At 41.6% G+C, this 26095-nt stretch carries 28 protein-coding genes and 1 tRNA gene; 9 read left to right on the top strand and 20 right to left on the bottom strand.

What is annotated here, in order from left to right; all coding sequences use genetic code 11:
• Positions 1 to 3: 3 nt before the first annotated feature.
• The 4 genes from AAAH86_RS01210 to AAAH86_RS01195 form a co-directional block, all read right to left on the bottom strand.
• On the bottom strand, positions 4 to 999 hold the full coding sequence (locus AAAH86_RS01210) for an FAD:protein FMN transferase (protein WP_343485668.1): 996 nt from the start codon (positions 997 to 999) through the stop codon (positions 4 to 6).
• Entirely contained in the window at positions 996 to 1430 is a 435-nt protein-coding gene (locus AAAH86_RS01205; RefSeq protein ID WP_343485667.1) for a thioredoxin family protein, read from the bottom strand. Before AAAH86_RS01205 ends, AAAH86_RS01210 begins: the two co-directional genes overlap by 4 nt.
• A 19-nt stretch (positions 1431 to 1449) precedes the next feature.
• Positions 1450 to 1905, bottom strand: a complete 456-nt coding sequence (locus tag AAAH86_RS01200; protein ID WP_343485666.1) for a Rieske 2Fe-2S domain-containing protein — start codon at positions 1903 to 1905, stop codon at positions 1450 to 1452.
• 214 nt (positions 1906 to 2119) lie between these two features.
• Positions 2120 to 3301 carry an AIR synthase related protein gene (locus AAAH86_RS01195; RefSeq protein ID WP_343485665.1) on the bottom strand — a complete coding sequence of 394 codons (1182 nt, stop codon included), beginning with the start codon at positions 3299 to 3301 and terminating at the stop codon, positions 2120 to 2122.
• 123 nt (positions 3302 to 3424) lie between these two features.
• Between AAAH86_RS01195 and AAAH86_RS01190 the strand changes: the two genes are divergently transcribed.
• Positions 3425 to 4198: a DUF1080 domain-containing protein gene (locus AAAH86_RS01190; RefSeq protein WP_343485664.1), complete on the top strand. Its 774-nt coding sequence runs from the start codon at positions 3425 to 3427 to the stop codon at positions 4196 to 4198.
• A gap of 141 nt (positions 4199 to 4339) precedes the next feature.
• Here AAAH86_RS01190 and AAAH86_RS01185 read toward each other — a convergent pair whose 3' ends face one another.
• The 5 genes from AAAH86_RS01185 to AAAH86_RS01165 all read right to left on the bottom strand — a co-directional run bounded on the left by AAAH86_RS01185 (position 4340) and on the right by AAAH86_RS01165 (position 10624).
• On the bottom strand, positions 4340 to 4720 hold the full coding sequence (locus AAAH86_RS01185) for a nuclear transport factor 2 family protein (RefSeq protein ID WP_343485662.1): 381 nt from the start codon (positions 4718 to 4720) through the stop codon (positions 4340 to 4342).
• Positions 4721 to 4938: 218 nt separating this feature from the next.
• Complete coding sequence (locus tag AAAH86_RS01180) at positions 4939 to 5724, bottom strand: tetratricopeptide repeat protein (protein ID WP_343485661.1); 786 nt, start codon at positions 5722 to 5724, stop codon at positions 4939 to 4941.
• Positions 5725 to 6222: 498 nt separating this feature from the next.
• Positions 6223 to 7206, bottom strand: coding sequence for a DUF4062 domain-containing protein (locus tag AAAH86_RS01175; protein ID WP_343485660.1), 984 nt, complete (start codon positions 7204 to 7206; stop codon positions 6223 to 6225).
• Positions 7207 to 7348: 142 nt separating this feature from the next.
• Positions 7349 to 8335: a serine/threonine dehydratase gene (locus AAAH86_RS01170; protein WP_343485659.1), complete on the bottom strand. Its 987-nt coding sequence runs from the start codon at positions 8333 to 8335 to the stop codon at positions 7349 to 7351.
• Positions 8336 to 8437: 102 nt separating this feature from the next.
• Complete coding sequence (locus AAAH86_RS01165; RefSeq protein WP_343485658.1) at positions 8438 to 10624, bottom strand: glutamine synthetase III; 2187 nt, start codon at positions 10622 to 10624, stop codon at positions 8438 to 8440.
• 214 nt (positions 10625 to 10838) lie between these two features.
• On the opposite strand from AAAH86_RS01165, the gene AAAH86_RS01160 reads away from it, so the two are divergent.
• A complete protein-coding gene (locus tag AAAH86_RS01160) occupies positions 10839 to 11849 on the top strand; it encodes a glutamine synthetase beta-grasp domain-containing protein (protein ID WP_343485657.1) in 1011 nt (336 codons plus the stop codon).
• Positions 11850 to 11905: 56 nt separating this feature from the next.
• Here the strand turns inward: AAAH86_RS01160 and AAAH86_RS01155 are convergent, their stop codons facing one another.
• Positions 11906 to 12844 (bottom strand): calcium/sodium antiporter, encoded by a 939-nt coding sequence (locus AAAH86_RS01155; RefSeq protein ID WP_343485656.1) that lies wholly within the window; start codon positions 12842 to 12844, stop codon positions 11906 to 11908.
• 609 nt (positions 12845 to 13453) lie between these two features.
• On the opposite strand from AAAH86_RS01155, the gene AAAH86_RS01150 reads away from it, so the two are divergent.
• Positions 13454 to 13606, top strand: coding sequence for an SsrA-binding protein (locus AAAH86_RS01150; RefSeq protein ID WP_343485655.1), 153 nt, complete (start codon positions 13454 to 13456; stop codon positions 13604 to 13606).
• Here AAAH86_RS01150 and AAAH86_RS01145 read toward each other — a convergent pair.
• Entirely contained in the window at positions 13603 to 14112 is a 510-nt protein-coding gene (locus AAAH86_RS01145) for an adenine phosphoribosyltransferase (RefSeq protein WP_343485654.1), read from the bottom strand. The genes AAAH86_RS01150 and AAAH86_RS01145 overlap by 4 nt on opposite strands.
• A 65-nt stretch (positions 14113 to 14177) precedes the next feature.
• Between AAAH86_RS01145 and AAAH86_RS01140 the strand changes: the two genes are divergently transcribed.
• Positions 14178 to 14251 (top strand) — tRNA-Arg (locus tag AAAH86_RS01140).
• 248 nt (positions 14252 to 14499) lie between these two features.
• A complete protein-coding gene (locus AAAH86_RS01135; protein WP_343485653.1) occupies positions 14500 to 14973 on the top strand; it encodes a hypothetical protein in 474 nt (157 codons plus the stop codon).
• A 5-nt stretch (positions 14974 to 14978) separates the two neighbouring features.
• On the opposite strand, the gene AAAH86_RS01130 is transcribed toward AAAH86_RS01135, so the two are convergent.
• The 7 genes from AAAH86_RS01130 to AAAH86_RS01100 all read right to left on the bottom strand — a co-directional run bounded on the left by AAAH86_RS01130 (position 14979) and on the right by AAAH86_RS01100 (position 20410).
• On the bottom strand, positions 14979 to 15614 hold the full coding sequence (locus tag AAAH86_RS01130) for a hypothetical protein (RefSeq protein ID WP_343485652.1): 636 nt from the start codon (positions 15612 to 15614) through the stop codon (positions 14979 to 14981).
• A gap of 181 nt (positions 15615 to 15795) precedes the next feature.
• The gene (locus AAAH86_RS01125; RefSeq protein ID WP_343485651.1) at positions 15796 to 16074 is read right to left on the bottom strand and encodes an ATP-dependent Clp protease adaptor ClpS; all 279 of its coding nucleotides are present in this window, start codon (positions 16072 to 16074) and stop codon (positions 15796 to 15798) included.
• A gap of 122 nt (positions 16075 to 16196) precedes the next feature.
• Complete coding sequence (locus AAAH86_RS01120) at positions 16197 to 17054, bottom strand: M57 family metalloprotease (RefSeq protein ID WP_343485650.1); 858 nt, start codon at positions 17052 to 17054, stop codon at positions 16197 to 16199.
• 80 nt (positions 17055 to 17134) lie between these two features.
• Positions 17135 to 17959, bottom strand: a complete 825-nt coding sequence (gene prmA, locus AAAH86_RS01115) for a 50S ribosomal protein L11 methyltransferase (protein WP_343485649.1) — start codon at positions 17957 to 17959, stop codon at positions 17135 to 17137.
• 46 nt (positions 17960 to 18005) lie between these two features.
• Positions 18006 to 18755 (bottom strand): triose-phosphate isomerase, encoded by a 750-nt coding sequence (gene tpiA, locus AAAH86_RS01110; RefSeq protein ID WP_343485648.1) that lies wholly within the window; start codon positions 18753 to 18755, stop codon positions 18006 to 18008.
• Positions 18756 to 18776: 21 nt separating this feature from the next.
• Positions 18777 to 19871, bottom strand: coding sequence for a BT_3928 family protein (locus tag AAAH86_RS01105; protein ID WP_343485647.1), 1095 nt, complete (start codon positions 19869 to 19871; stop codon positions 18777 to 18779).
• A complete protein-coding gene (locus tag AAAH86_RS01100) occupies positions 19868 to 20410 on the bottom strand; it encodes a DUF1599 domain-containing protein (protein WP_343485646.1) in 543 nt (180 codons plus the stop codon). The genes AAAH86_RS01105 and AAAH86_RS01100 overlap by 4 nt, the downstream gene beginning before the upstream one ends.
• A 206-nt stretch (positions 20411 to 20616) precedes the next feature.
• Here AAAH86_RS01100 and folP point away from each other — a divergent pair, with 206 nt between their 5' ends.
• Genes folP through AAAH86_RS01085 form a run of 3 tightly spaced genes read left to right on the top strand, consistent with a single transcriptional unit; the run spans position 20617 to position 22986 of the window.
• A complete protein-coding gene (gene folP, locus AAAH86_RS01095) occupies positions 20617 to 21414 on the top strand; it encodes a dihydropteroate synthase (RefSeq protein WP_343485645.1) in 798 nt (265 codons plus the stop codon).
• 28 nt (positions 21415 to 21442) lie between these two features.
• Positions 21443 to 22228, top strand: a complete 786-nt coding sequence (locus AAAH86_RS01090; protein ID WP_343485644.1) for a diadenylate cyclase — start codon at positions 21443 to 21445, stop codon at positions 22226 to 22228.
• Entirely contained in the window at positions 22228 to 22986 is a 759-nt protein-coding gene (locus AAAH86_RS01085; RefSeq protein WP_343485643.1) for a DUF3667 domain-containing protein, read from the top strand. The genes AAAH86_RS01090 and AAAH86_RS01085 overlap by 1 nt, the downstream gene beginning before the upstream one ends.
• On the opposite strand, the gene AAAH86_RS01080 is transcribed toward AAAH86_RS01085, so the two are convergent.
• Positions 22983 to 24755, bottom strand: a complete 1773-nt coding sequence (locus AAAH86_RS01080) for an ABC transporter ATP-binding protein (RefSeq protein WP_343485642.1) — start codon at positions 24753 to 24755, stop codon at positions 22983 to 22985. The genes AAAH86_RS01085 and AAAH86_RS01080 overlap by 4 nt on opposite strands.
• A complete protein-coding gene (truA, locus tag AAAH86_RS01075) occupies positions 24752 to 25495 on the bottom strand; it encodes a tRNA pseudouridine(38-40) synthase TruA (protein ID WP_343486808.1) in 744 nt (247 codons plus the stop codon). Before truA ends, AAAH86_RS01080 begins: the two co-directional genes overlap by 4 nt.
• 96 nt (positions 25496 to 25591) lie before the next feature.
• On the opposite strand from truA, the gene AAAH86_RS01070 reads away from it, so the two are divergent.
• The gene (locus tag AAAH86_RS01070; RefSeq protein ID WP_343485641.1) at positions 25592 to 26086 is read left to right on the top strand and encodes a metallophosphoesterase family protein; all 495 of its coding nucleotides are present in this window, start codon (positions 25592 to 25594) and stop codon (positions 26084 to 26086) included.
• The last annotated feature ends 9 nt before the right edge of the window (positions 26087 to 26095 follow it).

Here is a 26095-nt window from a genome sequence, read left to right as displayed (position 1 = left end):
AAGTTACTGATTTGTGTCAAAAGCGATGCCCGAACTTTTATGGATTTTGTTTTCTGAGTCGACCAACACCACCTCGACCCCACCAATCTGGTTGATAAGGTGCAGGCCACTATCCTTGCCCATTACAAAGACCGCCGTTGCCAAAGCATCGCACAGTTCAGCGTCTTTGGCAAAAATGGACACACTTTGAACGCCCTTTGTAGGATAACCTGTTCGTGGGTCAATGATATGCGAGTACCGTTCACCATTGAACTCAAGGTACTTTTCATAATTGCCCGAGGTCGCCACCGATGATTCAACAATGGGCAACCAACTAAAAACCTTGTCTTTGCTCAGCGGATTGGCAATACCGATCATCCATTTTTCACCCGTGGCCTTTGTGCCCCAAGTGGTCAGGTCGCCAGAGGCATTGATCAAACCAGCCTTCACCCCCTTTGACATCAAAAATTCTTTGGCCTTATCGGCGGCATAGCCCTTGCCAATGGCACCGAAACCTATTCGCATGCCGGCATCCTGCAAAAAAACGGTCTGCGATTTAGGGTCAAGCTTTACTTTTTTGTAATCAATCTTGGAAACGGATTTTTGAATTTGTGATTTGGTCGGAAAGCTGTTCATGCTCCCATCGAATTTCCAAAGTCTATCCATGGAAGCATAAGAAATATCAAAGGCACCGTCGGTAATTTCAGAGATTTTTTTTGATCGTTCTATCAAACTGTAGAGCTCATAACTGACCTTCACCGGTTTGATACCAGCGTTCTTGTTGATCAATGCCGTTTCAGAATCGGCATCCCAAGACGAAATCATTTTTTCAATGCGCACGATCTCTGAAACCGCCTCTTCAATGTTGATGTAGCCAATATCCTCGTTTTGGGCCACTACGGTGATTTCAAACTGGGTACCCATGAGTTTCATCTGCCTTTTGACCGTGACCAGTTTTTCTTGCTGACCCGATACCGTCAAAAAGAAAAGACCTATCAAAAAGCAGTACAGTTTCTTCATTTCAAAAATGAATTCAATAGTTCGATATAGGCGTTTGGGGAAAGGTTTTCATAGCCCGAAGTGCCCAATGTTTCTTCATCTTGGTCCAAGACCACTACCAAAGGAAAATACCCTTTCGGATTGAACTTATCGGCCAACTTTCGGTTTTGCCCGCCTACAGTCTCTGAAAGCTGGTTTGTTTTTTTTCTTGGGAAATCGGCACGGTACAGCACAAAATGTTCCGATGCGTACTTTTTGAATTCCTCCGAAGTCCAAATCTCATGTTCCAGTTTTATGCAGGGTGCGCACCAGTCAGAACCTGAAAAAACCAAAATGATCGGTTTGCTTTCTTCTTTGGCCTGTAGTAGAGCCGATGGGTATTCAGCACACCAATCTTGCCCCAGAAGCGTATGGGAAAGGCCAAGCAACGCGATGAACAATAGGTTTTTCATTTGGGAAAAAGTTCTTAACTCACTCAAAAACTCTTAGTATATCGCCATTGAGCTCTGTATTGAAAATTTTAAGCGGATTATTGGTGATGGTGTTCAGGGGCGTGCCATCTTGTGCAAAACGCGAACCGTGGGTGGTACAGTTGAAAATTCCACCGCTGTCACTGATAAAACGAACTTCTTCGGTTTGTTGGTGGCTGCATATTTTACTGGCCGCGATGAGGTCTCCTTCAAGGTTTCGGGCAACAATGATGTCCAAATACGTCAATTCAGGGTCAGACTTGACAGCGATAAAACCGCCATTATTGGCGAGCGGTGCAGCTTCTGGCGAGGTCAAATCAACCGTGAAATCGACACCATCAGGTTCAGGAAAAGTTTCCAAATCTTCTCCATCTTTTGAACATCCGCTCACACATGGGAACATCAGTGCAAAAGCGGCACTGGCACCCATACTGCGTAAAAACTCCTTTCTTTCCATAGCGTTATTTTAGGGGGATTAAGAGGCTGTTTTGAAATAAATCGATTATTTTTTATGCCCTTTTTTGCGCCCTTCGTCGTTAAAATTTTATACCGTAGCTAAAGCTATGCTAGAAAATTTTGCCTAAAAACGGCATCAAAAACGAACTATAAAATTCTAATCACACATTTCAAAACGGTCTCTAAAAAATAACGTTTTCAATGGAAAATTCGTATCACGAATACGTAAAGTTTCCGAATTCACTGCTGATTGTCAGCTTTTTGTAATCTGAGGGCACTACCCTGCCCACAATTTGCGCCCCAACATTGAAACTTTGGGAAATTGAAATCAGGTCTTCTGCCACCTTTTCATCACAGTAAATTTCAAGACGGTGGCCACAATTGAAGACTTGGTACATTTCTTTCCAATCGGTGCCCGATTCTTCTTGAATCAACTTGAACAATGGCGGAATTGGAAACAGATCATCCTTGATAACATGCAGATTTTCAATAAAATGGAGGATTTTGGTCTGTGCCCCGCCACTGCAGTGCACCATGCCATGAATCTCTTGGGAAGTGTATTTTTCAAGGATTTTCTTAACAATCGGCGCATAGGTTCGGGTCGGTGAGAGCACCAATTTGCCTGCATCCAGAAGGGAATCCTCAATCGTATCGGTCAATTTTTTGCTTCCTGAATAAATCAAATCTTCGGGAACGGAGGCATCAAAACTTTCGGGATATTTTTCAGCCAAATAGTTGTGAAACACATCATGGCGCGCCGAGGTGAGTCCGTTACTGCCCATACCCCCATTATATTCGGTTTCATAAGTGGCTTGTCCGTATGAGGCCAGACCCACGATGACATCCCCAGGTTTGATATTGGCGTTGTCAATGACATCACTGCGTTTCATCCGGGCCGTTACGGTAGAATCTACGATAATGGTGCGCACCAAATCGCCCACATCCGCAGTTTCACCGCCTGTGGAATGAATCGTGATTCCGTAATCGGCCAAATCAGCTAGCAATTCTTCCGTTCCGTTGATGATGGCCGAGATGACCTCACCGGGAATCAAGTTTTTGTTCCGCCCGATGGTGGAGGAAAGCATGATGTTTTTGGTCGCCCCAACACAAATGAGGTCATCAATATTCATGATGAGTGCGTCTTGAGCGATGCCCTTCCATACACTCAAATCACCGGTTTCTTTCCAGTACATGTAGGCCAAAGAAGACTTGGTGCCCGCCCCATCGGCGTGCATGACCAAACAATGGTCTTTGCTGCCTGTGAGGTCATCGGGAACAATCTTGCAAAAAGCTTTTGGAAACAAGCCCTTATCAATATTTTTTATGGCCTTATGTACATCTTCCTTCGAGGCCGAAACCCCGCGCTGGGCATATCTTTTGCTGGTGTCTGAAGACATGGAATGAATTTGCGCAAAAATAGAAAATGGAAGGCAGAAGTACGAAGGCAGATGGCAGAAGTTTAGCGTAGATGTTGGCTTTCTAAAAATTGATTACTTTCCGTCCAAAGAAAAAGTAAGCGAATGAAATCGTTGCCTATCAAATTGATTTTTGTGGGATTGTTGCTTTTGGGATGCAAAAACAAGGTTGAAAAAGAACCACAGGTATGGCATACCAAAAAAATGGCGCAAGAGAATGTGGTTCACAACCAACTGCTTGAAATTGAAAAAGAACAGGGATGGCAGCTCCTTTTTGATGGAAAAACCTTGAACGGTTGGCATTTGTACAACAAACCAGATTCCACCCACCTTTCAGCTTGGGAAGTTCGCGACGGAACACTTTTCTGTGATGCCACGGACGAAAATAAGGTCTTTGGAGATTTGGTGACCGACACGGCGTATGAAAACTATGAACTGGTTTTTGACTGGCAAATGGCCTTGAGGGGTAATGGCGGTGTCTTTATCAACGTACAGGAAGCCCCTGAATTTACGGCCACCTATCAAACAGGGCCCGAATACCAATTGTTGGAACCTGCCCATTCTGATACCAAGACACCATTGAAAAGAGCAGGTTGTCTTTGGGGGATATCACCCCAAATCAACAAGGTCGAAGCCAAGCCCACAGGACAGTGGAACACCTCAAGAATCGTACAGCAAGATGGCCAAATTGAATTCTACCTCAACGGCAAATTGACCGCCAAAGAAGATTTGAACTCCCCAGCATGGGCCCAAAAAGTGGCCGTATCAAATTTTGCAGAAAACCCTGACTTTGGTAAAGCTACACAAGGAAAAATCGCCCTGCAAAACTGGTATTTTGAGGTACAATTTCGGAATATAAAGATTCGGGAGTTGTTGTAACGGTCTCGGCCATGAACTGTTGCGTGGGTTAGCACAGACTTTTGCAAGTACACGACATCCTGAAAATTCCTGCGGAATTTTTAGGATGAGCCTGCAATAGCAATTGCTTTTTAACTCAGTTCTTTGTTGTGTGCGTATTTTTTAACTTTTATCCGTTATAGTTTTTATTTTTCCGTTTTCAAATTCAAATTCGGATTTTCCTTTTAACTTCAGAGTATCTCCTTTTTTAAGTCCGTTGGGCAAGTCAATTGCCAAAATCGCTTTATAATCAATTTCGATTGTAATTTTCGGTTCGCTGAAATTCCAAGTTTCGATAGTTTGTTTTCTTTGCGTAAAGTATTGTTTAGCAGATTCCGCTTGCTTTTTAAATTCGGTTATCCCTTCCGTTCGCAAATCCACATTTCCATTTGAAATATTTTCAAAAATTATATTTTCAGACAAATTTTCAGTCATTCCCTTAATGTCAAAATCATTGTAAGACTTAATATATTTTTCAACTATCTTTTTTTGTTGCTCTTTCATAGCATTCTTACTTTGACAACTCAAAACTATAAATAGAATTAATATAATTGTTAAGTTCTTCATTTCCGAGATTGTTTTTCATATGGCACACAACGACCCGGCGGGTAAGGCGAGTTGCGCCTGCCTGCCGACAGGCAGGTGGGTTAGCACTTAACTTTGCAAGTACACACCAAACTGAAAATCCGCGAGGATTTTCAGAAGTAGGCGAGAACAAGCAATTACTTATAGCCATTGTTAGGGTGCGTTTTTATATTCAGTTTATTTATTCCAGTTCGATATTTTTCTGATAAATAGATTTCGGTTGTGTCATTTCTTTTACTCGAAGTACTTCCCGAAATATTGATATGATTTTCTCTTAAAATTGACTTCAGACTGTCGGAATTTGTGGTCTTAATTAGAATATCTCTTTTTGGGTCAAATTCTAAAGTTCCGTTTCCTTGATAAAATTCAAATTCGTTTCTGAAAGTTGTGATATATTCTTTGTTACTTTCTGTGAGCCAGTTTAACTCTAAAGTTTTATTTAATCGGTTAACCGCCTTTTCTTTTTCTCCAGATAATGTTTCCAACATTGCATAATTAACCAAAGGCATTAAGTCCATTTCATCTTTAACTTTTGGTTTGTCAATTAATTCAAGTGCTTTTTTATAACTGTTAATTGCTTTTTGTTTTTGTCCGTCATATTCGTAAAGTCCGCCCTTTACTTGATAATAATATTCCGTTTCTTTTTGTTCGTCTGGCACTTTTTCCAAAACTTGAAATGCTTTTTCTAAACTATCTTGCTCAATGTAAACTCCAATTAATTCATATCGAATGGAAGTGTCTGATTGGTCAATTTCAATAGCTTTCAAGTAACTGCTTTTAGCATTTTCTAAATCTCCATTCATTCTATATTCAACTGCTTTTTCGTTCAATTCAGTCACACTTTTTTTGTCCGCTTCTGAAATCGATTTTTTGCAACTACTTGCGATAAAAAGCAATAATATGATGTATGTAATATTTTTCATTCAAATGCACCCTAACGCCGCGCTATGTGAAGTCCGGCGGATTTTATGGAAATATAGCAAAATCCTTTCAACAATGCCGCTGGGATTGGGCATCGGGTTTACCCTGCGGCATTGTTCGCCAAGGAGTCCGCACCAGCGGACGTTTCCTTGTGGATTTTGCGGTATTGGGAATAAAATCAGTCGACCAGATTGCATATAGCGTCCCGATATGTCGAGTAGTTGAGCCTTTGCGGCGATATTGTCAAGAATGTCCCTTATCCTACGGTCTTTGCAATCTGGCATAGCGCGGCGATGATGTCGACTCGCTTTTGGTGCGGTGACTGCGCCAGCAGTGCAGCAAAAGTACGCCGCAGGCGTATTCGACATCATCGGTCTCGGCTATGAGTAGTTGCGTGGGTTAGCACTTAACTTTGCAAGTACACACCAAGCTGAAAATCCGCGAGGATTTTCAGAAGTAGGCGAGAACAAGCAATTACTTATAGCCATTGTTGGCACAAGTTATTTTTTCCTAAACTTAAGAGGTTTAACTTGTAACAAAGACCTGATTAAATTTACTTTTGTTAGGATATCCTCTTTATCTTCTTTCCAGTTTTTAATTACACTATCATATTCTATTTGTCCTCCAGAAATATGTTCGATTCTTTCTAGTAAATCTTCAATATCTTTTGCTTTTGAAAATGTTTCATAGGCTTCATTTACTGTTACAGGATAATAACGAATTAAATCCCTGACAAGAGAATGTTTTTCAAAATCCTGAATTTTTTCAAACTCTTCAATTCTTTTGGCTTCTTGAGAAATTATTTCCTCAGCATTTTCCTTAGAAACTTTAGATATAATCTCTTCCAAATACTTTTTTAAGGTAGTATTCAGGTTTGATAAAGTTTTTACTTGGTCAGAAAGTGAATTAAGTTTTTTAATTTCTTTCCTTGAATGAATTAAATCTCTAAATAAACCAGACCATTGTTCTTTTAACCAATCCTCAATATCATTATGATTATCAAACTGGAATACTGGGTTGTTTCTTGGTTGTTGTAAAATATCATCGATAAGGTGAAATACATTCACCGAATCAACGTGTGCATACTCTATATCATCTTTTTTTCGATTTCTTCTAAAGGTTTCGTATTCGGCATAAACAGATTTATCAATAAGAATGTAGGTCGGTATTTCTTTTTCTATTGCGGTTAAATACTCTTTTTTTGTAATGCTTTCATATTTAGTGTAGAATGACTTAGGTAAATCTTTCGCTTGGTCACTAGATGGACTGCCATATCTTCCACCAACTACAATAACGAAGATATCTGAATTATTTACTTCGTGATAACAAGATTCATCTAAAGGACTGTCTGGGTTATATGCAATATTGCCTTTTTCAGAAAGTATTGATTCAAACCCTAATGATTGTATAAAATTTTCAATAGAAGCTCTAATGTGCTTCATATCGTAGTATGTTGAACTAACGAAAATTCTTGGTTTTGCCATCTGTTTTTAATTTGTGCCAACTCGTAAATATATATAATTAACAAATTTCTTGGTTTACAACAACAAGTATTTGAAAATCAAGTATTTATGATTTTAATCAAGTACAAACGTTTATAAATATTTGTTGTCGTTTAGTTTTTCCTTATCGGATAGCAGGTATTTGGCCCAACCAATCGGTTGACCAAACCTTTAGTGTCGTCTGTTGATCTACGTTACCCCCAGAAATGATGACCAAAACCCGTTTTTTACCTGTCTGCTTTTTTAACCATTCCGCCACGGCCTGCATCGGCATGGCACAAGTAGGTTCCAATCGGCATTTCAACAAATGGGTCAACCACTGTGTCCAATACACCATGCGTTCCTCTCCAATTTCATAGAAATCGTCCAATTGCTTCAGGTACTCAAAAGTGATATCGCCCACAGCCATCGTCATGGCGCCATCGGCCAAGGTATCGGGTATACCGGACAATCGCTGAATGCTACCCTTTCGCAACGATTCGGCCGCATCATTGGCATTCAAGGGTTCGACTCCAATCACTTTGGTCTTGTGTGAAAGTCCATGGGATGCTATCAACGTACCGGATAAAAGTCCACCGCCACCACAGGGTGCAAAAACAGCGTCGATACCCGGGAGTTCAGAAAGTGCTTCATAGGCCGCGGTACCCTGGCCACAAATGACCTGTTCGTGGTTAAAAGGAGGAATCCAATACGTACCGGATTCTTTTGCGGCTTCTTTGACCAACCCATCGGTCAAATCACGGGTTTTGCTCAGCACCACTTCGGCACCATAACTTTCGGTGGCCTGAATTTTCACCTTGGAGGAATACTCGGGCATAAAAATGGTGGTTTTGATTCCAAATTGTTGCCCGGCATAGGCAACGGCTTGGGCGTGGTTGCCCGAACTGTTCGCCACAATGTGTTTCGGCTTTTGTCCATTTTCAATAAGCCATGCCACGGTGTTGAGCCCTCCCCTGGCCTTGAATGCCCCTATTTTCTGAAAATTCTCACATTTAAAAAAAACATCATGTCCCAACCAAGTATTCAATAAAGAAGAGGTGAGAATCGGTGTTTGGTTGATGTAGGGGTCAATACGAGTTTTGGCGGCTTTGATGTCAGAGAGGTTCAGCATTCCATCTTTTTGCTAAAAATAATCTTTTTTAACCCCTTCCGTCCCGACTTTACGCCGGGACACCTTCCCCTGATTAGGCGAAGGAGCCTATTTTCTACACCTTTAATTTATGAACAATAGTTCTCTGTATTTGGCAAAAGGCCAATCTTTATCGGCCACCCATCGTTCAAGTTTGTCCACATGATTGCGTATCTCATCAAAATACGGCTTGACATCGTTGCAATAGGCCGATGCTTTTTGGTGCAAATCTGTCACAGCATTGGCCTTTTTGCGCGCTTCGATCATGGCATCGGTCAGCCGTTTTGCTTCTTTTAGATGGTTTCCGATTTTTTCAACCAACTCTAACTGGGGTTCTGAAATACTTTTAAAATTGTTTCCCAATGTCGCCTTGAGTCCCTGAATGTTCTGCAGCAGTTCATTTTGATAGACCACGGCAGAAGGTATGATATGGTTGTAGACCATCTCCCCCAAAACCCTGCCCTCGATTTGAAGGTGCAACACATAAGCTTCAAGCTCTACCTCATACCGGGCTTTTAGCTCAGACTCGCTGAGAACATCCATTTCTTTAAAAAGGTCAACGGATTCCTTTGACATCAGCACCTGCAGTGCCTGCGGGGTATTTTTATTGTTGCTCAGCTTTCTTTTTTGGGCCTCTTTTTGCCATGCTTCGCCGTAACCGTCACCATCAAACCGAATGCGCTTAGAAGTTTTGATGTACTCGCGCAGTACGTTAAAAACCGCCTCGTCTTTTTTTAGGTTTTTCTTATCGATGAGCGTATCGACCTCCTTTTTAAAGGCATTCAACCGTTTGGCAACAATGGTGTTCAATACGGTCATCGGTTTGGCGCAGTTCATGGCCGACCCGACGCCCCGCATTTCAAATTTGTTTCCGGTAAACGCAAAGGGTGAAGTACGGTTTCTATCGGTATTGTCGACCAAAATCTCTGGTATCTTGCCGACGACGTTCAGTTTCAATTCTGTTTTTTCCTCTGGGGATAGTTTTCCTTTTGACACCCCTTCCAATTCATCCAACACATCAGACAGTTGCTTGCCAATAAAGATGGAAAGTATGGCAGGCGGTGCCTCATTCGCCCCCAAACGATGGTCGTTTCCTGCGGAAGCAATGGAAGAACGCAACAGCTCTTCATAATCGTCAACCGCTTTTATGGTATTGATAAAAAAGGTCAAGAACTGTAGGTTTTTCATAGGGGTCGTACCCGGACTCAACAGATTCACGCCCGTGTCGGTGGCCAACGACCAATTGTTGTGTTTACCGGAACCATTGATGCCCGCAAATGGTTTTTCATGAAAGAGCACCCGAAAACCGTGTTTTACGGCAATCTCTTCCATCACATCCATAAGCAGTAGATTGTGGTCTACTGAAAGGTTGGCTTCCTCAAAAACGGGGGCCAGTTCAAACTGGTTCGGTGCCACTTCGTTGTGCCTTGTCTTTACGGGAATGCCCAATTGGGTGCACTGCATCTCCAAATCCGCCATAAATGCCAACACCCGCGCCGGAATCACCCCAAAATAGTGATCGTCCAGTTGCTGGCCTTTCGCCGGTGCACTGCCCGCCAAGGTCCTACCTGTCATTAAAATGTCGGGCCTAGATTGTGCCAACGCCAAGTCTACCAAAAAATACTCCTGTTCCCAACCTAGCGTAGCGTTGACCTTGCGTACGTTTTTATCAAAATATTGCGCCACTCCGGTAGCAGCTTCATCAATTGCATGCAAAGCCCGTAACAATGGTGCCTTGTTGTCTAGCGCTTCACCGGTATACGATACAAATATGGTCGGTATGCAGAGCGTGGTTTTGTAGATAAAAGCTGGTGAAGTGGGATCCCATGCCGTGTAGCCGCGTGCCTCAAAGGTGTTTCGAAGCCCCCCACTCGGAAAGCTGGAGGCATCGGGTTCTTGCTGTACCAATTGACCGCCACCGAATTTTTCCATGGCCCTGCCATCGGGCAAAAGGTCAAAAAAAGCATCGTGTTTCTCGGCCGTGGCTCCAGTCAATGGTTGAAACCAGTGGGTATAATGCGTAGCGCCCATTGAAAGCGCCCAAGCTTTCATGCCCTCAGCTATTTGATCCGCTATTTTCCGCTCAATTTTTTTTCCAGAGAAAATGGCAGCCTTTACCTTCTCATAGGCTTCATCGGTCAAAAACTGCATCATCTTTTCATCGTTGAACACCTTTTTGGCGAACAACTCTGAGCGTTTCACTTTTTCTTTGATTTGTTGTGGATTTCGTGACTGGCTCTCAGTCAATGCGCTAAATCTTCTTTTTGGCATATTCTGATAAAAACTGGTTTGGTTAACAATTGACAAATTTACAATAATGTTATAAAAAAATTATTTTTTTATTGATTAACCCCCTCTTTTTTGGGGGTACTTTCAATTATGTCGATATTCTTGACAATTTAACCCTTTCACACAGGTATTATTTCATTGAAAACAATATTTTTGTCCATCTAAAAAATTTGAGAACGAATAAACGACCAGAATTATGAACAAATCAAAACTAGAGTACATTTGGCTGGATGGTTATCTGCCCACTGCCAATATGCGAAGTAAGACCAAAATCGAAAAAGATTTCAGTGGCAAACTCGAAGATTGCCCAGTGTGGTCATTTGATGGAAGTTCAACCCAACAAGCCGAGGGTGGATCCTCCGATTGTTTGTTGAAACCAGTTGCAATCTATCCTGACCCGGCACGTATCAACGGTTATTTGGTCATTTCAGAGGTACTGAACCCTGATGGTACACCACATGCATCGAATTCTAGGGCCACCATTGATGATGAGAACGACGACTTCTGGTTCGGTTTTGAGCAAGAATATTTTATTATGGACACTGAAACCGATTTACCACTCGGATTTCCAAGGGGCGGTTTTCCTGGCCCACAAGGTATGTACTACTGTTCGGTTGGAGGAAGGTATACCCATGGAAGGGATTTGGTGGAGCGCCATGCCGACATGTGCCTTGAAGCTGGCTTGAACTTTGAGGGAATCAACCAAGAAGTAGCCTCTGGCCAGTGGGAATTTCAAATCTTTGCAAAAGGTGCCAAAAGTGCCGGTGACCAAATCTGGGCCGCACGGTATATGTTGGACAGGTTGACCGAAGAATACGGCTTCTATATTGAGTACCACCCAAAACCCATTAAGGGAGACTGGAACGGTTCAGGTATGCACGCCAACTTTTCAAATAGTACCTTAAGAACAGCTGGCAAAAAAGAAACCTATGAAAAAATATGTGAAGCGTTCAGACCTGTGACCAAAGAACACATTGAAGTGTATGGGGAATTCAACGATGAGCGTTTGACCGGTGATCACGAAACCCAATCGATCAATGAGTTCAGTTATGGAGTGTCTGATAGAGGAGCTTCCATCAGAATTCCGATTGCGACTGTCGAAAGCGGGTGGAAAGGTTGGTTGGAAGATCGAAGACCTGCTTCAAACGCGGATCCGTACAAAGTTGCAGCACGAATCATCACAACGGTAAAGTCTGCTGACGTGTAACAAATAATAAATTAGTTGTTGAAACAAGAACCGCTTTCCTTGATTGGAGGCGGTTTTTATTTTACGGTAATATAGATGAACAATATATAGGTTGAAATCAATACCAATCCATCACGCCAGCCCAGTCGCAATCCCTTTGGAAAAAACACCAAGGGGAGAATAAGGAACGATATACCCAACATCCAGAAGATATCGTTGGTCAACAGCCCCTCATCTACCACATGTATCGGAGTTATAATAGAGGTGATGCCCAGAACAGCCAACAAATTAAAAATATTAGAGCCTATCAGATTGCCCAACGAAATGGCCTTTTCTTTCTTCAAAACAGCAATTACAGATGCCGCCAATTCAGGAATACTGGTACCAACGGAGACCACAGTGATACCAATAACACGGTCGCTCACGCCAAAAGCCGAGGCCAAGCCAACCGCTCCGTTTATGAGCAGTTCTGAACCACCCCATAGCGCTGTTCCTCCAATACCCAAGAACAATACTATCTTATAGAGTGGCAGCGGCCTATCATCTTCTGGAAGTTCATCAACGACAGCTTGTTTTTGAAACCGTAAGAGGTATACCAAGAACAAAAAGAGAAATACCACCATGACGATACCTTCGTAGCGCTGTAAACTTCCGTCAAAATAGATAAAACCGACAAAAAGAAGCGATGCCACCATCATCACGGGCCAGTCAGTCGTGTAAAAACTTTTGCGTACATCAATACTACCCATGAGCACTGTTACAGCCAAGACCAGTCCCAAATTGGCGATGTTTGACCCAACCACGTTGCCCAGGGCCAAATCAGGAAATCCGTCCAAAGCGGCTTTGATGCTTACAATCAGCTCAGGCGCCGAAGTGGCAAAAGAAACCACGGTCATGCCAATCACGATTTTTGGAATGGCGAGACGTAGCGAAAGTGCCACAGCCGATTTCAACAACCAGTTGCCGCCAAAAATCAATAACGCCAACCCCAATGCGATGAACAAAAAGTCTGTCAAACTTAAGATTTGCGGTAAATATAAATGAAGATTTTTGAGCGAGCGTACTGAAATTCACATAATAACAAACTATGATATGCTTTAATTTAGATAAGTACAGATTGACTACATTTTTAGGAAAATTGGTCATGCAAAAATTGCAGAGACCAACAAAAACAATGGAATTTCAATTGGATAAGCCACTTGGCCAGATGGTTGATTTTTTTCTTGCCGATATAATGAAATTCCAAAAAAGGAGCCTTTTTTAAATCAAAAGCGCCTTGCTAAGCAAAAAAAGGCCATAAAATGCCCTTCATTTCTAATATTTCATAATCTAAAACGGCATAGGCTCTTGCAAAATAGATTTCAAAACAAGAGGATCACATAAAAATTATAACTAAATCCATTTTATGGATTACAATTTTGTATTCAATTTCAATAATTTACTTCATTTTGCTTTGAAATATGATGAATGTCATTATATATTGAAAAAACAATCATCAAAAAAGGAGTTTACCACAATCAAAAAACAACATGATAGCAGTAGCAAAATTCATCGTATCACTATTAATCACCCTGTTGAACTTTTTATTCTTACTATGACACCCATTATATTTGTGAAAAACAACCATGGGACAAAAATTTTTCAAATTTTTGGCGAAAATGAACAAAGCGCTACTGCCCTCGTTCACAAAAAAGGGTCTGGACTTGGCAAAAGCATCCAAATTTCAATTGGCACTGATAGGTTGGCGTTACTATGTTACCACTAGGGCATTGGGCTAATATGAAAGCAATGAGGTTATCTTGCGCCCGTTTAATTTTTCTCTTCCTTCCAAAAAATCCAACGTAATCAAAAAATTACATTGTACCACTTGGCCGCCAAGTTTTTCAACCAGTTGGCAAACCGCCGATGCTGTGCCCCCTGTAGCCAAAACATCATCGTGCACTAAAACCTTTTCCCCTTTTTGGATGGAATCGGTATGAATTTCCAGCGTATCCGTTCCATATTCCAAACTATAGGAAGCACTTTCTGTCTTGTGGGGCAATTTTCCTTTTTTACGGACAGGAACGAAACCCGCATTGAGTTTTGTTGCCAGAATGGGTGCAAAAATAAATCCACGACTATCTACTCCAACCACTTTATCAATAGGCGAATCAATCATGTCAAATAGAGCTTCGGAAGCTCGAAGTAAAGCTTTTGGGTTTTTTAATAATGGAGTGATATCTTTAAAGATGACACCCGATTTCGGAAAGTCGGGTACATCACGAACATAAGTTTCAAAGTACATGGATTTTAGGCTAACAGGTTTTGTCGTAAATTTAAAAAGAAATATATTTGCACCCCTTAAAACAAGGCCACGTGGCGCAACTGAATAGCGCATCTGATTACGGCTCAGAAGGTTGCAGGTTTGAATCCTGCCGTGGTCACGAATAAACCACAAAAAGTGGAAATACAAGCGAGTTTCAAAAAGAAGCTCGCTTCTTTTTTGAAATAAAGCACAGTGTTTCTTTTTGTGGTTTTTATCCCGATAGCTATCGGGAGGGGCTTTGTTTGGATGTTCAAGCAGGGCGCAGAAAATCCTACAATGGTCACTACAAACATAGAATACATGTGTCAAATACACATGGAATTTTTCATTTCACGACTTTAACCGTAAATTGGATGAAAATTCGTTATGAAATTTGTTACCTATTTATTCACTGCCATTTTAGTTTGCTTCTTTTTTCAATCATGCTCTTCAGATGATTCAACAGGAGGTGGCGGTGAAATCAATGCAGAACTTATCGGAACTTGGGAGTTGACCGAGATAAACGTGAGTGAGGCTATTGACACCAATGATGACGGCACCACTACCACCAATCTTTTGACCGAAGTAGATTGTCTAAGAGACACATTGATATTGAACCAAAATAGCACATGGTCTTCGGTCGGGGTTTTTCCAGACCTTATCACGCCTATTACAGGAAATTTATATAGCATAAGTTGTTCGGATGTAGTCGAAAGGTCTGGCCAATGGGAATTCTCTGGAACTTCTCTGAGACTTGCCGGAGATTTGGAAGTTGTCTATTTTTTCAATGGCAGCAGTTTGACTTTGGTGGTTGGCAATGATTTACCCGGCCTTCAAAGTCTTGTTTACATGAAGCAGTAACATTACTACTTGGCAGTATTCGTTTCAGGTGTTTCGATATGCATTGAATCGGTAATCTTTTCTTGATAATGGGCACTCAGACTTTCGTTTGATTCCTGATTTTCTTCTGGTGCTGCATGAAGTCCATTGAGTGCATTTTGCAATTCTTGCTTGGTGACATAGTTTTCTTGTGAAGAAATGCTTTTCACAAAACTGTAGAAGGCAAACACAAAGCTCAACGCAACACCTGCAATAAGGGCTGCAAGCATACTTATTTCTTTGCGCGATCTATGTTTTTCAGGCTTGCCCAAAAGAGCACTTTCTTTTGAGGTGGCCTTGATATTGTACGAAAGGTGTTCCAAAAAATTATCCCATTTTTCTTCCTCCTTGATGAACAAATCGGTGAAACCTCCTTCTTCCAAAAAACCTTCAGTGCTATCGGTACCCGAAACCATAAAAAAATTGGTGCCGTTACCGCTCATAACATCCAATAGTTCTGGATCATACTCGACAATCTCTTTCACCAGCTTTTGAGTATATTCAAGACTGTAGTTCGGCCTCAAAAACTCATCGTACAAAAGCTGTACCTCAAAATAATCGTCTCGATCGGTCGCATAACCCAAAAATCGATCTTTAAGCTCAGCTTTAAAAAATTCACTCATTATTAAGGAATCGGTTGGTTAGGGTTATAAAGTTATCTGAAATTGACGCTCAAAAAAGAAAATGTGCTAAAAAATTAATAATGATTTTAGTTTTAGGTAACCTTGCGCAAAGGATCTATAGCGTTATTTCAAAAAATCCTGAAAAACATAACCCAATCTAAAAAAAGAGAAAAAGTGGAAATTAGATAATCTCAGCGCTTAAACCTGCTTGGAGCAATCTTGAGCAACGGGGCTTTAAATCATCATATTCACCTGTCTTCACTGTGCATTTTCCGTTATAATGTACAATAAGTGAACATTGTTCTGCCTGTTCAGGGGTATGGTCGCAAACGTCTATCAATGTCTGTATGACATGGTCAAAAGTATTGACGTCATCGTTGAAAAGTACGATCTCATTTTGTTTGACGACCTCTTCATCCAACAGAACCTCTTCAAGTATTTTTTCTTTTGTTCCAAACATATCGTTAATGAATTGATCTGACGGTTGAAAACAAGTAATTGTTTCTATTCGTTTAAATATAAGTTTTCTGAAATAAAAAAGTGCCACGTGGGCACTTTTAACACAACAAATACGCTAAAAAATCAATAAAGATATTGCAATGCGATAATATCGTTGTTGTTGAACTCACCATCGGTATTCGAACTAAAACAGGCCAGCATCAATGAAGTAGGATCATAACCCTCGGGAGTACCCGGTATGGGATTCGCCCCAATGCTTCCCACACCCTCATTTACATTTTCACCACAGCTCTCACGACTGAACCAATCGGTATGTCTAAAACCAACCGAATGACCGATTTCGTGCGTAATCACATGCTCGTTGACATTGGTTGAAAATCCGCTGAGCCCGTAAATCTGGATGAACTTATTGGGGTTGCCATTACTGGGAAAGCCAGCCACTCCCCCACTTCTGCCGGGGTTGTTACGGGTGTTGTTGTATACCACCATGTCTTTGTTTTGATAATTGGTACCAAAACTCAGGGAAAGTTGAATACTCAAGTTCAGCCGATTATAATTGTTGACCGCCCATTGCAGTGCAGTGCGTTCTTTGCTTGATAGTGCAAATGATCCGCCTGTATAGCCGATAATGGTCAGTGTTCTTGGAGAAACCAAATTGTTGGTGTGGTAATTCTTCTCTGTAGTGTTGCCGAGCTTGGCCAAATGCTCAAATTGTTCAACAGAAAATGTGATGTCATCCTCAATCTGATAGCGCTGTTCAATGGTGCCATCAGGTAGGTGAAAATCTATAACACCGACCTTGACTGAATTGAAAAAGTTTTTCTTGAATACTTCGGAAACCTCTTCTGTAACTTCAAGTTGGGTTACTTCTTGAACTTCAACAGAATCTTGGTTTTCAATAGGGTCTACGGATTCTTTTTCGCACGAAACGAGTGTACACGACAAAACCAGGCCCAAAATGGGCAATTTAAAATGCTTCATGATACTGTGATTTAGGGTTAAAAAATTCTTTCAAAATGTGAAAGAAGATAATGATAATCTGTAAGAATTTTATGATTTCATTAATAAAATCGATGAACGGAAGCCACCCAATCATTCTCTTCGTAAGACTTCGTAAAGTTCAGGCCAACAGAAGCGCATTTTTCATTGATGGCCTCTATATCTGATTTGTAAAAACCGCTTAAAAAAAGAAGTCCATCCCCAGAAAGTATTTTGGCATAAATAGGTATGTCTTGTATCAAAATATTTTTGTTGATGTTGGCCAGAACAACATCGTATTGCCTGTTGGTGAGAAGACTGGAATCACCTTGAAAGACCAAAATGTGTTCGCATCCGTTTCTTGATATATTTTCTTGGGTATTCTCATAGCACCAAGGGTCAATATCAATGGCATCTATTACTTTTGCGCCCCTTTTTTCGGCCAGTATGGCCAAAACACCGGTGCCGCAACCCATATCAAGTACTGTCTTATCAGAGAAATCATTTTTTAACACATGTTGCAGCATCATGTAAGTCGTTTCGTGATGCCCTGTACCAAAACTCATTTTCGGCTCTATGACAATGTCATATTTGACATTTTCTTTTGGATGGAATGGCGCCCTCACCATGCATTCATCCCCGACCCTGATGGGTTTGAAGTTACGCTCCCATTCGGCATTCCAGTTTTGTTGCACAATTTCTTTGGAGGACCAAGTGATTTCAACATCTGGATTCTTTAGGATATGAACACTATCAAAACCTACAAAGTCTTCTGATTTGATATAGGTCAATACACCACCCTCCTGTTCCACAAAACTCTCGAAGCCCAATTGTGAAAGTTCTGCGATGAGAATCTCGCCAGCAGGCTGCACAGGAGCAATACGAAAATTGAACTCTAGATAATTCAATGGGTTTTCATTAGATTTCCGCCTTGGCGGAAATGACAAATTCTAATCAAATGGCTTTGACTATGGCGATAAAGTCACCGCAGTTGAGAGAAGCTCCACCAATGAGGCCTCCATCAACATCAGGCTTCGAGAAAATGTCTTCTGCATTGTTCGGTTTTACACTGCCACCGTACAAAATGGAAACCGAATTGGCGGTAGCACCATCATAATTGTCAGCTATGGCCTTTCGTATAAAGGCGTGCATTTCTTGTGCCTGCTCAGGGGAAGCAGTCTCACCAGTACCAATGGCCCAAACAGGTTCGTAGGCCAACACAATACCTTTCCAAGCTGTTGCAGCCAAATCAAACAACGCATTTTTGAGCTGGCTTTCTACCACAGAAAAATGGTTGCCCGATTTTCTATCTTCCAACTCTTCACCAAAACAGAAAATGATGCGCATGTTCTTGTTCAGAGCGGTCTTCACTTTTTTTGCCAACAAATCATCGGTCTCACCAAAATGGGCGCGTCTTTCTGAATGACCGAGAATGACGGTCTCTACGCCAATATCAAGTAACATATCGGCCGAGATTTCACCGGTGTAGGCGCCATTTTCGGCAAAGTGCATGTTCTGTGCGGCAACTTGAATGATAGAGTCGCTTAATTGTTCTCGGGCAGCTGCCAGATTCACAAAAGTGGGCGCAACTATAATCTCAGCGGTTGTATCAGGCCGTTTTGCGGATAGTTCGGTCAAAAGTGATTCAGTCTCACTGTGTGTTTTGTTCATTTTCCAATTGCCGGCCACTATTTTGGTTCTCATATTTTTAAAATTTTCAGAAGGTTATAATTCTATGTTATCAATATCGTTGTAATGCTTTTTTTGTTTGATGGTTCCCTTTTTTAAAACCAGAATTGCGGGATTCGACCGTACAATCGTCTTCAAGGTCGTCTCATCTGTAAAATAGAATTCGAAGTCTAAATCGTATTCTTTGCTGATTGCACTGCCTTGTTCGCTGCTTGAGGCAGACATGCCGATGATTTTATATCCTTTTTTTAAGGCTTCGTCGGTCACTTTTTTCACTCCACTAAATGCATCCATTTCACTTTTCGCCAAATCATAGGCAATGACCATGATGAGCTTATCTTCTTGCAACATCGCTTCCGTAAAATCTTCGCCGTTCTTTTCTATGGTGAAATCGTGAATGGGTGGTTCATACCCTTTTTGGATTTCAGTAGTCTCAACATCTACGAACTCACCATCAACTGTCGGATACGCTCCGTTGGTGACAATTACTTTTTCTTTTCCATCCACTATGAATTTCCAGGCATATTCATATATGGCCTGAGGCGCATCATCGGGTACCGACATGCCTTCTTGGATATTGGCTCCGATTTTATAAGGCCTAAAGTCAACCACGGGCAAATGGTTCAACACGTAATAGCAAAAGACTGTACATGCTAAAATTGAGAGTGCAACAATGAGATTATTGGTTCTTTTGCCAAATAATGGTTTGATGTACGAAACACCTATCACCAAGATTACAATCAGCACCAACAGAATCACGTCTTTTGTAAACGATTCCCACGGGGTCAGTTTAATGGCATCACCAAAACAGCCACAATCGGTCACTTTATTGAAGTATGCGGAGTAGAATGTCAAAAAGGTGAAAAATACAATCATGGCCAAAAGACTCATCACCGTAATCTTGGGCTTGTAGCCTATCAACAACATAATGCCCAAAAGCACCTCAACAATGACCACGACAATTGAAATCGCCAAAGCGTAGGGCATCAACATGGGCATGTCGAGAACGCCTTGACTGAAGTATTCTTCCAGCTTGAAGGAAAAACCCAAGGGATCATTCAGCTTAATAAGACCGCTGATGATGAACAATACGCCGACGAAAATTCTTGAAAATGCAACCAAATACTTCATGAATTTTCTTTTAAGTGTATTAGCGCAAAAACCGAATAGTTGACTATGTCTTGATAATTGGCGTCAATACCTTCACTCACCAGTGTTTGGCCTTTGTTTTCTTCAATACTCTTTACCCGCAACAATTTCTGCAAAATCAAATCGGTCAATGAACTCACCCGCATATCACGCCACGCCTCACCATAATCATGATTTTTGTTCTCCATCAAGTCTTTGGTCAATGCCACTTTTTCATCGTAAAGTGAAATGGCCTGTTCAATGTTCAGGTCTGGTTGCTCTGCAACCCCTTTATCCAACTGAATCAGCGCCATTATCGAATAATTGATGATACCCACGAACTCACCCCGTTCATCTTCATCAATCTTTTTAACTTCATTTTCTTGCAGGCTTCTGATGCGCTGTGCCTTGATAAAGATTTGATCGGTCAGTGACGGCAGTCTCAAAATACGCCATGCACTGCCATAATCTTTGGCCTTTTTTGCAAAAAGCCCACGACACTCATTGATAATTTGGTCGTATTGTTCAGAGGTATTTGGCATGTATCTTTGTGATTGTGTAGATTCATTTGTTGGCCACAATATGGCCACGCCAAAGATACACAAACCTAAAACTTGAAGTAAACTATCTCGATGCAAGCCTGTCTGCTGACAGATAGGCATCGGAGCATTATAAATTTTGATTGTCGCATAAATACATGACCATAAACTGCCGAGGAAATTTAATTGATCTGTCACGGCCAAAAGTGATGGGCATTCTTAACCTTACCCCTGATTCCTTTTATGACGGAGGTCGGTTCAGGCATGAGTCCAGCATCCTCAAACAGGTTGAGAAAATGCTAGCTGATGGTGCCGATTTTATTGACATTGGTGGTTACAGTTCAAGGCCTGGTGCCGATTTTGTTGCTGAAACAGAAGAACTCAAAAGACTCACCAGTGTTCTCGAAGCGGTAGTGAAAAACTTTCCCGAAACACTGATTTCAGTGGATACCTTTCGCAGCAAAGTTGCCGATTCGTGTTTAGAAATCGGAGCTTCGATGATAAACGACATTTCAGGCGGGGATTCTGATAAAATGATGATGGATGTTGTGGCAAAACATCAGGTGCCCTACATTATCATGCACATGCGCGGTAATCCACAGACCATGCAGAAGCGCACCGAATACGACAATGTGGTGACCGATGTCATGAAAGCACTTTCTGAAAAGGTTCGATTGGCCCGCTCAAAAAAAATCAATGACCTTATCATTGACCCCGGTTTCGGCTTTGCAAAGACCCTACAACAGAACTATGACCTTTTAGGAAAGCTGCAGCTCTTCAAAAATTTTGAATCACCAATTTTGGTGGGATTGAGCCGAAAATCGATGGTTTACAAAATGCTTGAAACCGCTCCTGAACACGCATTGAACGGCACTTCGGTTTTGCATACCGTGGCACTTTTAAAAGGGGTTCATATTCTGAGGGTGCACGACGTTAAGGAAGCGGTGGAATGCATTCGTTTGGTTTCCGAAATCAATACTAACAGTACACTACAAGGGTTACACTAATTTTTTTACTTTTACAAAAACACGGCCTTTGGATTTCCTCAATTTCTTGGAGTTTAAAATCACAGATGTCATTGACATCGTTCTCGTCGCCGTTCTACTATATTACATCTACAAACTGGTCAGGGGTACCGTAGCTATCAATATTTTTATTGGCATCGTCATCGTTTGGGCTTTGTGGAAACTTACAGAACTGTTACAGATGAAGATGATCAGCAGTATTGTGGGCGGTTTTATGAGCATCGGTCTTATTGCCTTGATCATTGTTTTTCAACAAGAAGTCAGAAAATTTCTGTTGATGATCGGTTCCACCAATTTTGCCTCAAAACGCAATTTTATAAGACACTTCAAGTTTTTGAAGCAAGAGGCCATGCCCACTGACACCAATGTTGAGGCATTGATTGCAGCCTGCTCAACCATGGGAAAAAGCAAGACCGGGGCCATTCTGGTCATTGAGCGTACAAATAGCTTGGATTTTGTAAAATCTACCGGTGACACCATGAACATTGAAATTACCCAGCCCATCATCGAAAGTATTTTCTATAAAAATAGCCCATTGCATGATGGAGCGGCCATAGTACAAGACAACTACATTACCGCGACCAGGGTGATTCTGCCTGTTTCAAATGCGAGGGACATTCCCCTGCGATTCGGCCTGCGCCATCGGGCAGCAGTGGGTGTGAGTGAAAAAACGGATGCCCTATGTCTGGTGGTCAGTGAAGAAACGGGTCAAATCAGTTATATCAAGGGCGGTGAATTCATTCCCTTTAAAAATCTGGAAGAACTCACCGAAAAAATCAAAAACGATTTGAGCTGATGCAATGCAAGAATTGTAATAGCAGCTTACGAAGCGACTTTGGCTACTGCCCTGTATGTGGTGCAAAGGTCATTAGAAATAGATTGACACTCAAAAATGTTTGGCATGATCTGAGTTTTCAGGTGTTCAATCTAGACAATACCCTTTTTAAAACTTTAAAACATCTTCTATCAAAACCAGCCCTGGTTGCGGAAACTTACATATCGGGAGCGCGTAAGAAGTATATGAACCCCATAAGTTTTTTTGCCATCGCAGTTACCTTATCAGGAATCATGTTCTGGGTATTAAAAGATATTTATGGACTCAAATTAATGGAACAGACCAATCAAAATTTTGACGGGGATAAAATATTTAAATACCAGGCACTTCTCTCCTACTTCTCAGTTCCCTTTTACGCATTGTCAACATTTTTGGTATTCATCGATATTCGCAAGTATAATTTTACAGAACATTTGGTGATAGCGCTCTACATAGTCGGGGCATATTCTTTTGTACAGGTTTTTGTCAGCATTTTGTTGTTTGGCCTTTTCGATTTAAGCTATTTCTGGTTTACAAACATTTTTATTGTTGCAATACTTTTGTATTGGTTCTACACCCTAAAAAAGCTGCACCATATAAAATTTTGGAACACCTTGGTAAGATTGCTTTTATTTCTGCCCATGTATTTCATATCAGCATTTATACCGACAATGGCAATAATGATATTTATGTTGATTTCTGGTGAATATAATCTGCAAGACTTTGCGCCTAAAAATTAAGCCACCTCTTCGGCCATAAACTGGGCCTCGTACAAGTCGCTGTAATAACCGTCGTTTCTCAAGAGTTCTTTGTGGGTGCCCATTTCAACGATTCGGCCTGCATCCATCACCAAAATTTTATCGGCTTTTTTAATGGTGGCCAAACGGTGGGCAATAATAATGGAGGTTCGTCCCTCGGTAATCTTTTCCGTCGCCTGTTGTATCAATTGTTCTGAATAGGTATCTACGGAGGATGTAGCCTCATCCAAAATCAAAATACTCGGATTGCTCACATAGGCCCTTAAAAATGCTATCAATTGTCTCTGGCCACTTGAGAGCATGGTACCACGTTCCTTGACGTTATACGCATAGCCTCCGGGAAGGCTTGAAATAAATTCATGCACCCCGATTTGTTTAGCGGCTTTTTCAATATCCTCAAGCGTAACGGTGGAATCCTGTAAAGAAATATTATTGGCAATGGTATCAGCAAATAAAAAGACATCTTGAAGTACAATGGCGATATGTGAACGAAGGGACTGTAACGTGAAATCTTTGATGTTTATGCCGTCAATCAAAATATGCCCGGAATCGATTTCATAAAATCGGTTCAGCAAATTGATGATGGTCGACTTGCCCGCACCAGTCGCACCCACGATGGCGACGGTCTCGCCAGCTTTTACGTCGAAGGATATGCCATGCAGCACTTCTTCGTCTTTGGAGTAGCCAAAGCGTACGTCAGCAAACTTGATGTTTCCCTTGACTTTCGGCAACTCAACAGTGCCTTCATCGGCAATACGGCTTTCGGTGTCCAAAATGTTGAACACTCGGTTTGCGGCGACCATCCCCATTTGTAGCGTGTTGAACTTATCCGCAATCTGGCGAAGAGGCCGAAAAAGCAAATCCATCAAAAAGAAAAAGGCAAAAATGGAGCCCACATCGTTGAGCTGGGCACTCTCGATGTTCTGAATGACTCCAAAATACACCACCAATCCGATTCCGATAGAATAGGATATCTCAGCTACAGGGAAGAAAATAGAGTTGTACCAGACGGTCTTCAGCCATGCGTTTTGATGCTTTTCGTTGATGACCCTAAACTTTTCTTTCTCGATTTCCTCGCGGTTGAACAACTGAACGATTTTCATACCTGCCAAACGTTCTTGCACAAAAGAATTCAGGTTGGCCACTTGGGCCCGCACCTCAATAAAAGCCACCTTCATCGCTTGCTGAAAAAGTCGTGTGGCAATTAAAATCACTGGAAGCACGGCAAAAACGATCAAGGCCAATTTCCAATTGATGATCAACATCACGATTGCACCAGAAACCATTTTTAAGAGGTCGGCAACGATCACGAAGAATCCTTGACTGAAAATCTCGCCAATCCGCTGCATATCGGCAACCGCACGGGTCACCAACACCCCAATGGACGACTTGTCAAAATAGGTCATCTTAAAGCCCATCATCTTCTTGAAAAGTCGAATACGAATATCCTTAATGACCGATTCGCCCAAAAGATTCGCATAGTAGTTGAATGCAAGCTGGCAAATCACTTGGCCCAACAACACCCCCGCCATGGCCAGTACAGCCACCAAAAGCTGATAGCTGTCTTTATTGTCCAATGCGTTGTTGATGATTTCTCGAACAAGAATGGGAGTAAATACCGCAAAAGCAGCTAAAAATATGGCAACAAAAGCCACCCCATAAAAAATAATGCGGTAGGGCCTCGCATGCTCAAACACACGTTTGAAAAGTCGCATATCAAAGGCCTTGCCCATTTCTTTTTCCGTACTCATATAAAAACGGTCTTCGGATAAACAACCTGTGTCAAATATAGCCCTTTTGCGGGCACAGAAGCGCCTGCCTCGCTCCTGCTCTTGCTCTCAATTATTTTTCTAATGTCTTCGGGGTTTATTTTTTCTTGACCAACCTCCAATAGCGTACCCACAATGGCACGCACCATATTTCGCAAAAAACGGTCAGCGGTAATGGTGAACACTTTTTTATCCCCTGAATCATTCCATCGGGCATTTTTAATATCACAGATGAATGTCTTCACATCAGTGTTCGATTTTGAAAAACATTCAAAATTGTCATACTCCATCAAAATGGATGCGGCTCTGTTCATGGCCTCAACATTGAGCGGTGACCAAACATAATGGGCAAAATCTTTAAAAAAAGGATTCTTTTGCTGCACCACCCAATATTCATAGGTACGTTCAACAGCATCAAAACGCGCATGTGCAGCGTTCTGTACTGAAACCAGTTCATAAACAGCTACATCTTCCGGCAAATAAGCGTTCAACCGTTGAATCAGCGTTTGTAAATCTTTGATGGTTTCAAAATCAAAATGGGCGTACATTTCTTTGGCATGTACCCCGGCATCGGTACGGCCGGCGCCTACTATTGCGATAGGCTTTCGCAAAAGGGTTGACAGGGCTTCTTCAAGAACTTGTTGCACTGTAATGGCATTGGGTTGGTTTTGCCAGCCGTGATAGGCCTTGCCCAAGTATGAAAAGCGGATGAAATATCTCAACGAAACGGTTATTTTTGGCCCATCAAAGATACCCTTATTCGGCCTCATCGCAGAAGCCCAATTGTTCATTTAGGATATTTTTAGCTTTACGACACCATGACCAAAATCTTGTTGCTTTCTGATACACACGGCCATCTAGATGATGCCATATTGAAATATGCCCGTCAAGCGGATGAAATTTGGCATGCCGGAGACATTGGCAATCTAGAGGTTGCTGACAAACTGAAGGCCATCAAACCTGTTCGCGGTGTTTATGGAAACATTGATGATCATACCGTTCAGCAAGAATTCCCCGAGCACAATCGTTTTTTTTGTGAAAAAGTCGATGTTTGGATGACCCATATCGGAGGGTATCCGGGAAACTACAATATCAGGGTACGGGAAGAAATTAGAAAGAATCCACCGAAACTCTTTATCTGTGGGCACTCCCACATTCTCAAAGTGATGAATGACAAAAAATTAGACCTGCTACACATGAATCCCGGTGCCTGCGGGCGGCATGGTTTTCACAAAGTGCGCACGATGTTGCGATTTGCCATAAATGAAGGCAAAATAACTGATCTTGAGGTCATTGAGCTTGGCAAAAGATAATACTTTTCC

Origin of the sequence: Allomuricauda sp. d1, assembly GCF_039592695.1 — a bacterium.
Lineage (GTDB): Bacteria > Bacteroidota > Bacteroidia > Flavobacteriales > Flavobacteriaceae > Flagellimonas_A.
The sequence above is the reverse complement of the archived record's forward strand: the minus strand, read 5'-3'. Positions and strand labels throughout refer to the sequence as shown.

What these genes read in the sequence shown, in the direction of transcription:
- AAAH86_RS01210 (WP_343485668.1), bottom strand. Translation starts at nt 999, where the DNA reads ATGAAGAAACTGTACTGCTTTTTGATAGGTCTTTTCTTTTTGACGGTA.
- AAAH86_RS01205 (WP_343485667.1), bottom strand. Translation starts at nt 1,430, where the DNA reads ATGAAAAACCTATTGTTCATCGCGTTGCTTGGCCTTTCCCATACGCTT.
- AAAH86_RS01200 (WP_343485666.1), bottom strand. Translation starts at nt 1,905, where the DNA reads ATGGAAAGAAAGGAGTTTTTACGCAGTATGGGTGCCAGTGCCGCTTTT.
- AAAH86_RS01195 (WP_343485665.1), bottom strand. Translation starts at nt 3,301, where the DNA reads ATGTCTTCAGACACCAGCAAAAGATATGCCCAGCGCGGGGTTTCGGCC.
- AAAH86_RS01190 (WP_343485664.1), top strand. Translation starts at nt 3,425, where the DNA reads ATGAAATCGTTGCCTATCAAATTGATTTTTGTGGGATTGTTGCTTTTG.
- AAAH86_RS01185 (WP_343485662.1), bottom strand. Translation starts at nt 4,720, where the DNA reads ATGAAAGAGCAACAAAAAAAGATAGTTGAAAAATATATTAAGTCTTAC.
- AAAH86_RS01180 (WP_343485661.1), bottom strand. Translation starts at nt 5,724, where the DNA reads ATGAAAAATATTACATACATCATATTATTGCTTTTTATCGCAAGTAGT.
- AAAH86_RS01175 (WP_343485660.1), bottom strand. Translation starts at nt 7,206, where the DNA reads ATGGCAAAACCAAGAATTTTCGTTAGTTCAACATACTACGATATGAAG.
- AAAH86_RS01170 (WP_343485659.1), bottom strand. Translation starts at nt 8,335, where the DNA reads ATGCTGAACCTCTCTGACATCAAAGCCGCCAAAACTCGTATTGACCCC.
- AAAH86_RS01165 (WP_343485658.1), bottom strand. Translation starts at nt 10,624, where the DNA reads ATGCCAAAAAGAAGATTTAGCGCATTGACTGAGAGCCAGTCACGAAAT.
- AAAH86_RS01160 (WP_343485657.1), top strand. Translation starts at nt 10,839, where the DNA reads ATGAACAAATCAAAACTAGAGTACATTTGGCTGGATGGTTATCTGCCC.
- AAAH86_RS01150 (WP_343485655.1), top strand. Translation starts at nt 13,454, where the DNA reads ATGGGACAAAAATTTTTCAAATTTTTGGCGAAAATGAACAAAGCGCTA.
- AAAH86_RS01145 (WP_343485654.1), bottom strand. Translation starts at nt 14,112, where the DNA reads ATGTACTTTGAAACTTATGTTCGTGATGTACCCGACTTTCCGAAATCG.
- AAAH86_RS01135 (WP_343485653.1), top strand. Translation starts at nt 14,500, where the DNA reads ATGAAATTTGTTACCTATTTATTCACTGCCATTTTAGTTTGCTTCTTT.
- AAAH86_RS01130 (WP_343485652.1), bottom strand. Translation starts at nt 15,614, where the DNA reads ATGAGTGAATTTTTTAAAGCTGAGCTTAAAGATCGATTTTTGGGTTAT.
- AAAH86_RS01125 (WP_343485651.1), bottom strand. Translation starts at nt 16,074, where the DNA reads ATGTTTGGAACAAAAGAAAAAATACTTGAAGAGGTTCTGTTGGATGAA.
- AAAH86_RS01120 (WP_343485650.1), bottom strand. Translation starts at nt 17,054, where the DNA reads ATGAAGCATTTTAAATTGCCCATTTTGGGCCTGGTTTTGTCGTGTACA.
- tpiA (WP_343485648.1), bottom strand. Translation starts at nt 18,755, where the DNA reads ATGAGAACCAAAATAGTGGCCGGCAATTGGAAAATGAACAAAACACAC.
- AAAH86_RS01105 (WP_343485647.1), bottom strand. Translation starts at nt 19,871, where the DNA reads ATGAAGTATTTGGTTGCATTTTCAAGAATTTTCGTCGGCGTATTGTTC.
- AAAH86_RS01100 (WP_343485646.1), bottom strand. Translation starts at nt 20,410, where the DNA reads ATGCCAAATACCTCTGAACAATACGACCAAATTATCAATGAGTGTCGT.
- folP (WP_343485645.1), top strand. Translation starts at nt 20,617, where the DNA reads ATGGGCATTCTTAACCTTACCCCTGATTCCTTTTATGACGGAGGTCGG.
- AAAH86_RS01085 (WP_343485643.1), top strand. Translation starts at nt 22,228, where the DNA reads ATGCAATGCAAGAATTGTAATAGCAGCTTACGAAGCGACTTTGGCTAC.
- AAAH86_RS01080 (WP_343485642.1), bottom strand. Translation starts at nt 24,755, where the DNA reads ATGAGTACGGAAAAAGAAATGGGCAAGGCCTTTGATATGCGACTTTTC.
- AAAH86_RS01070 (WP_343485641.1), top strand. Translation starts at nt 25,592, where the DNA reads ATGACCAAAATCTTGTTGCTTTCTGATACACACGGCCATCTAGATGAT.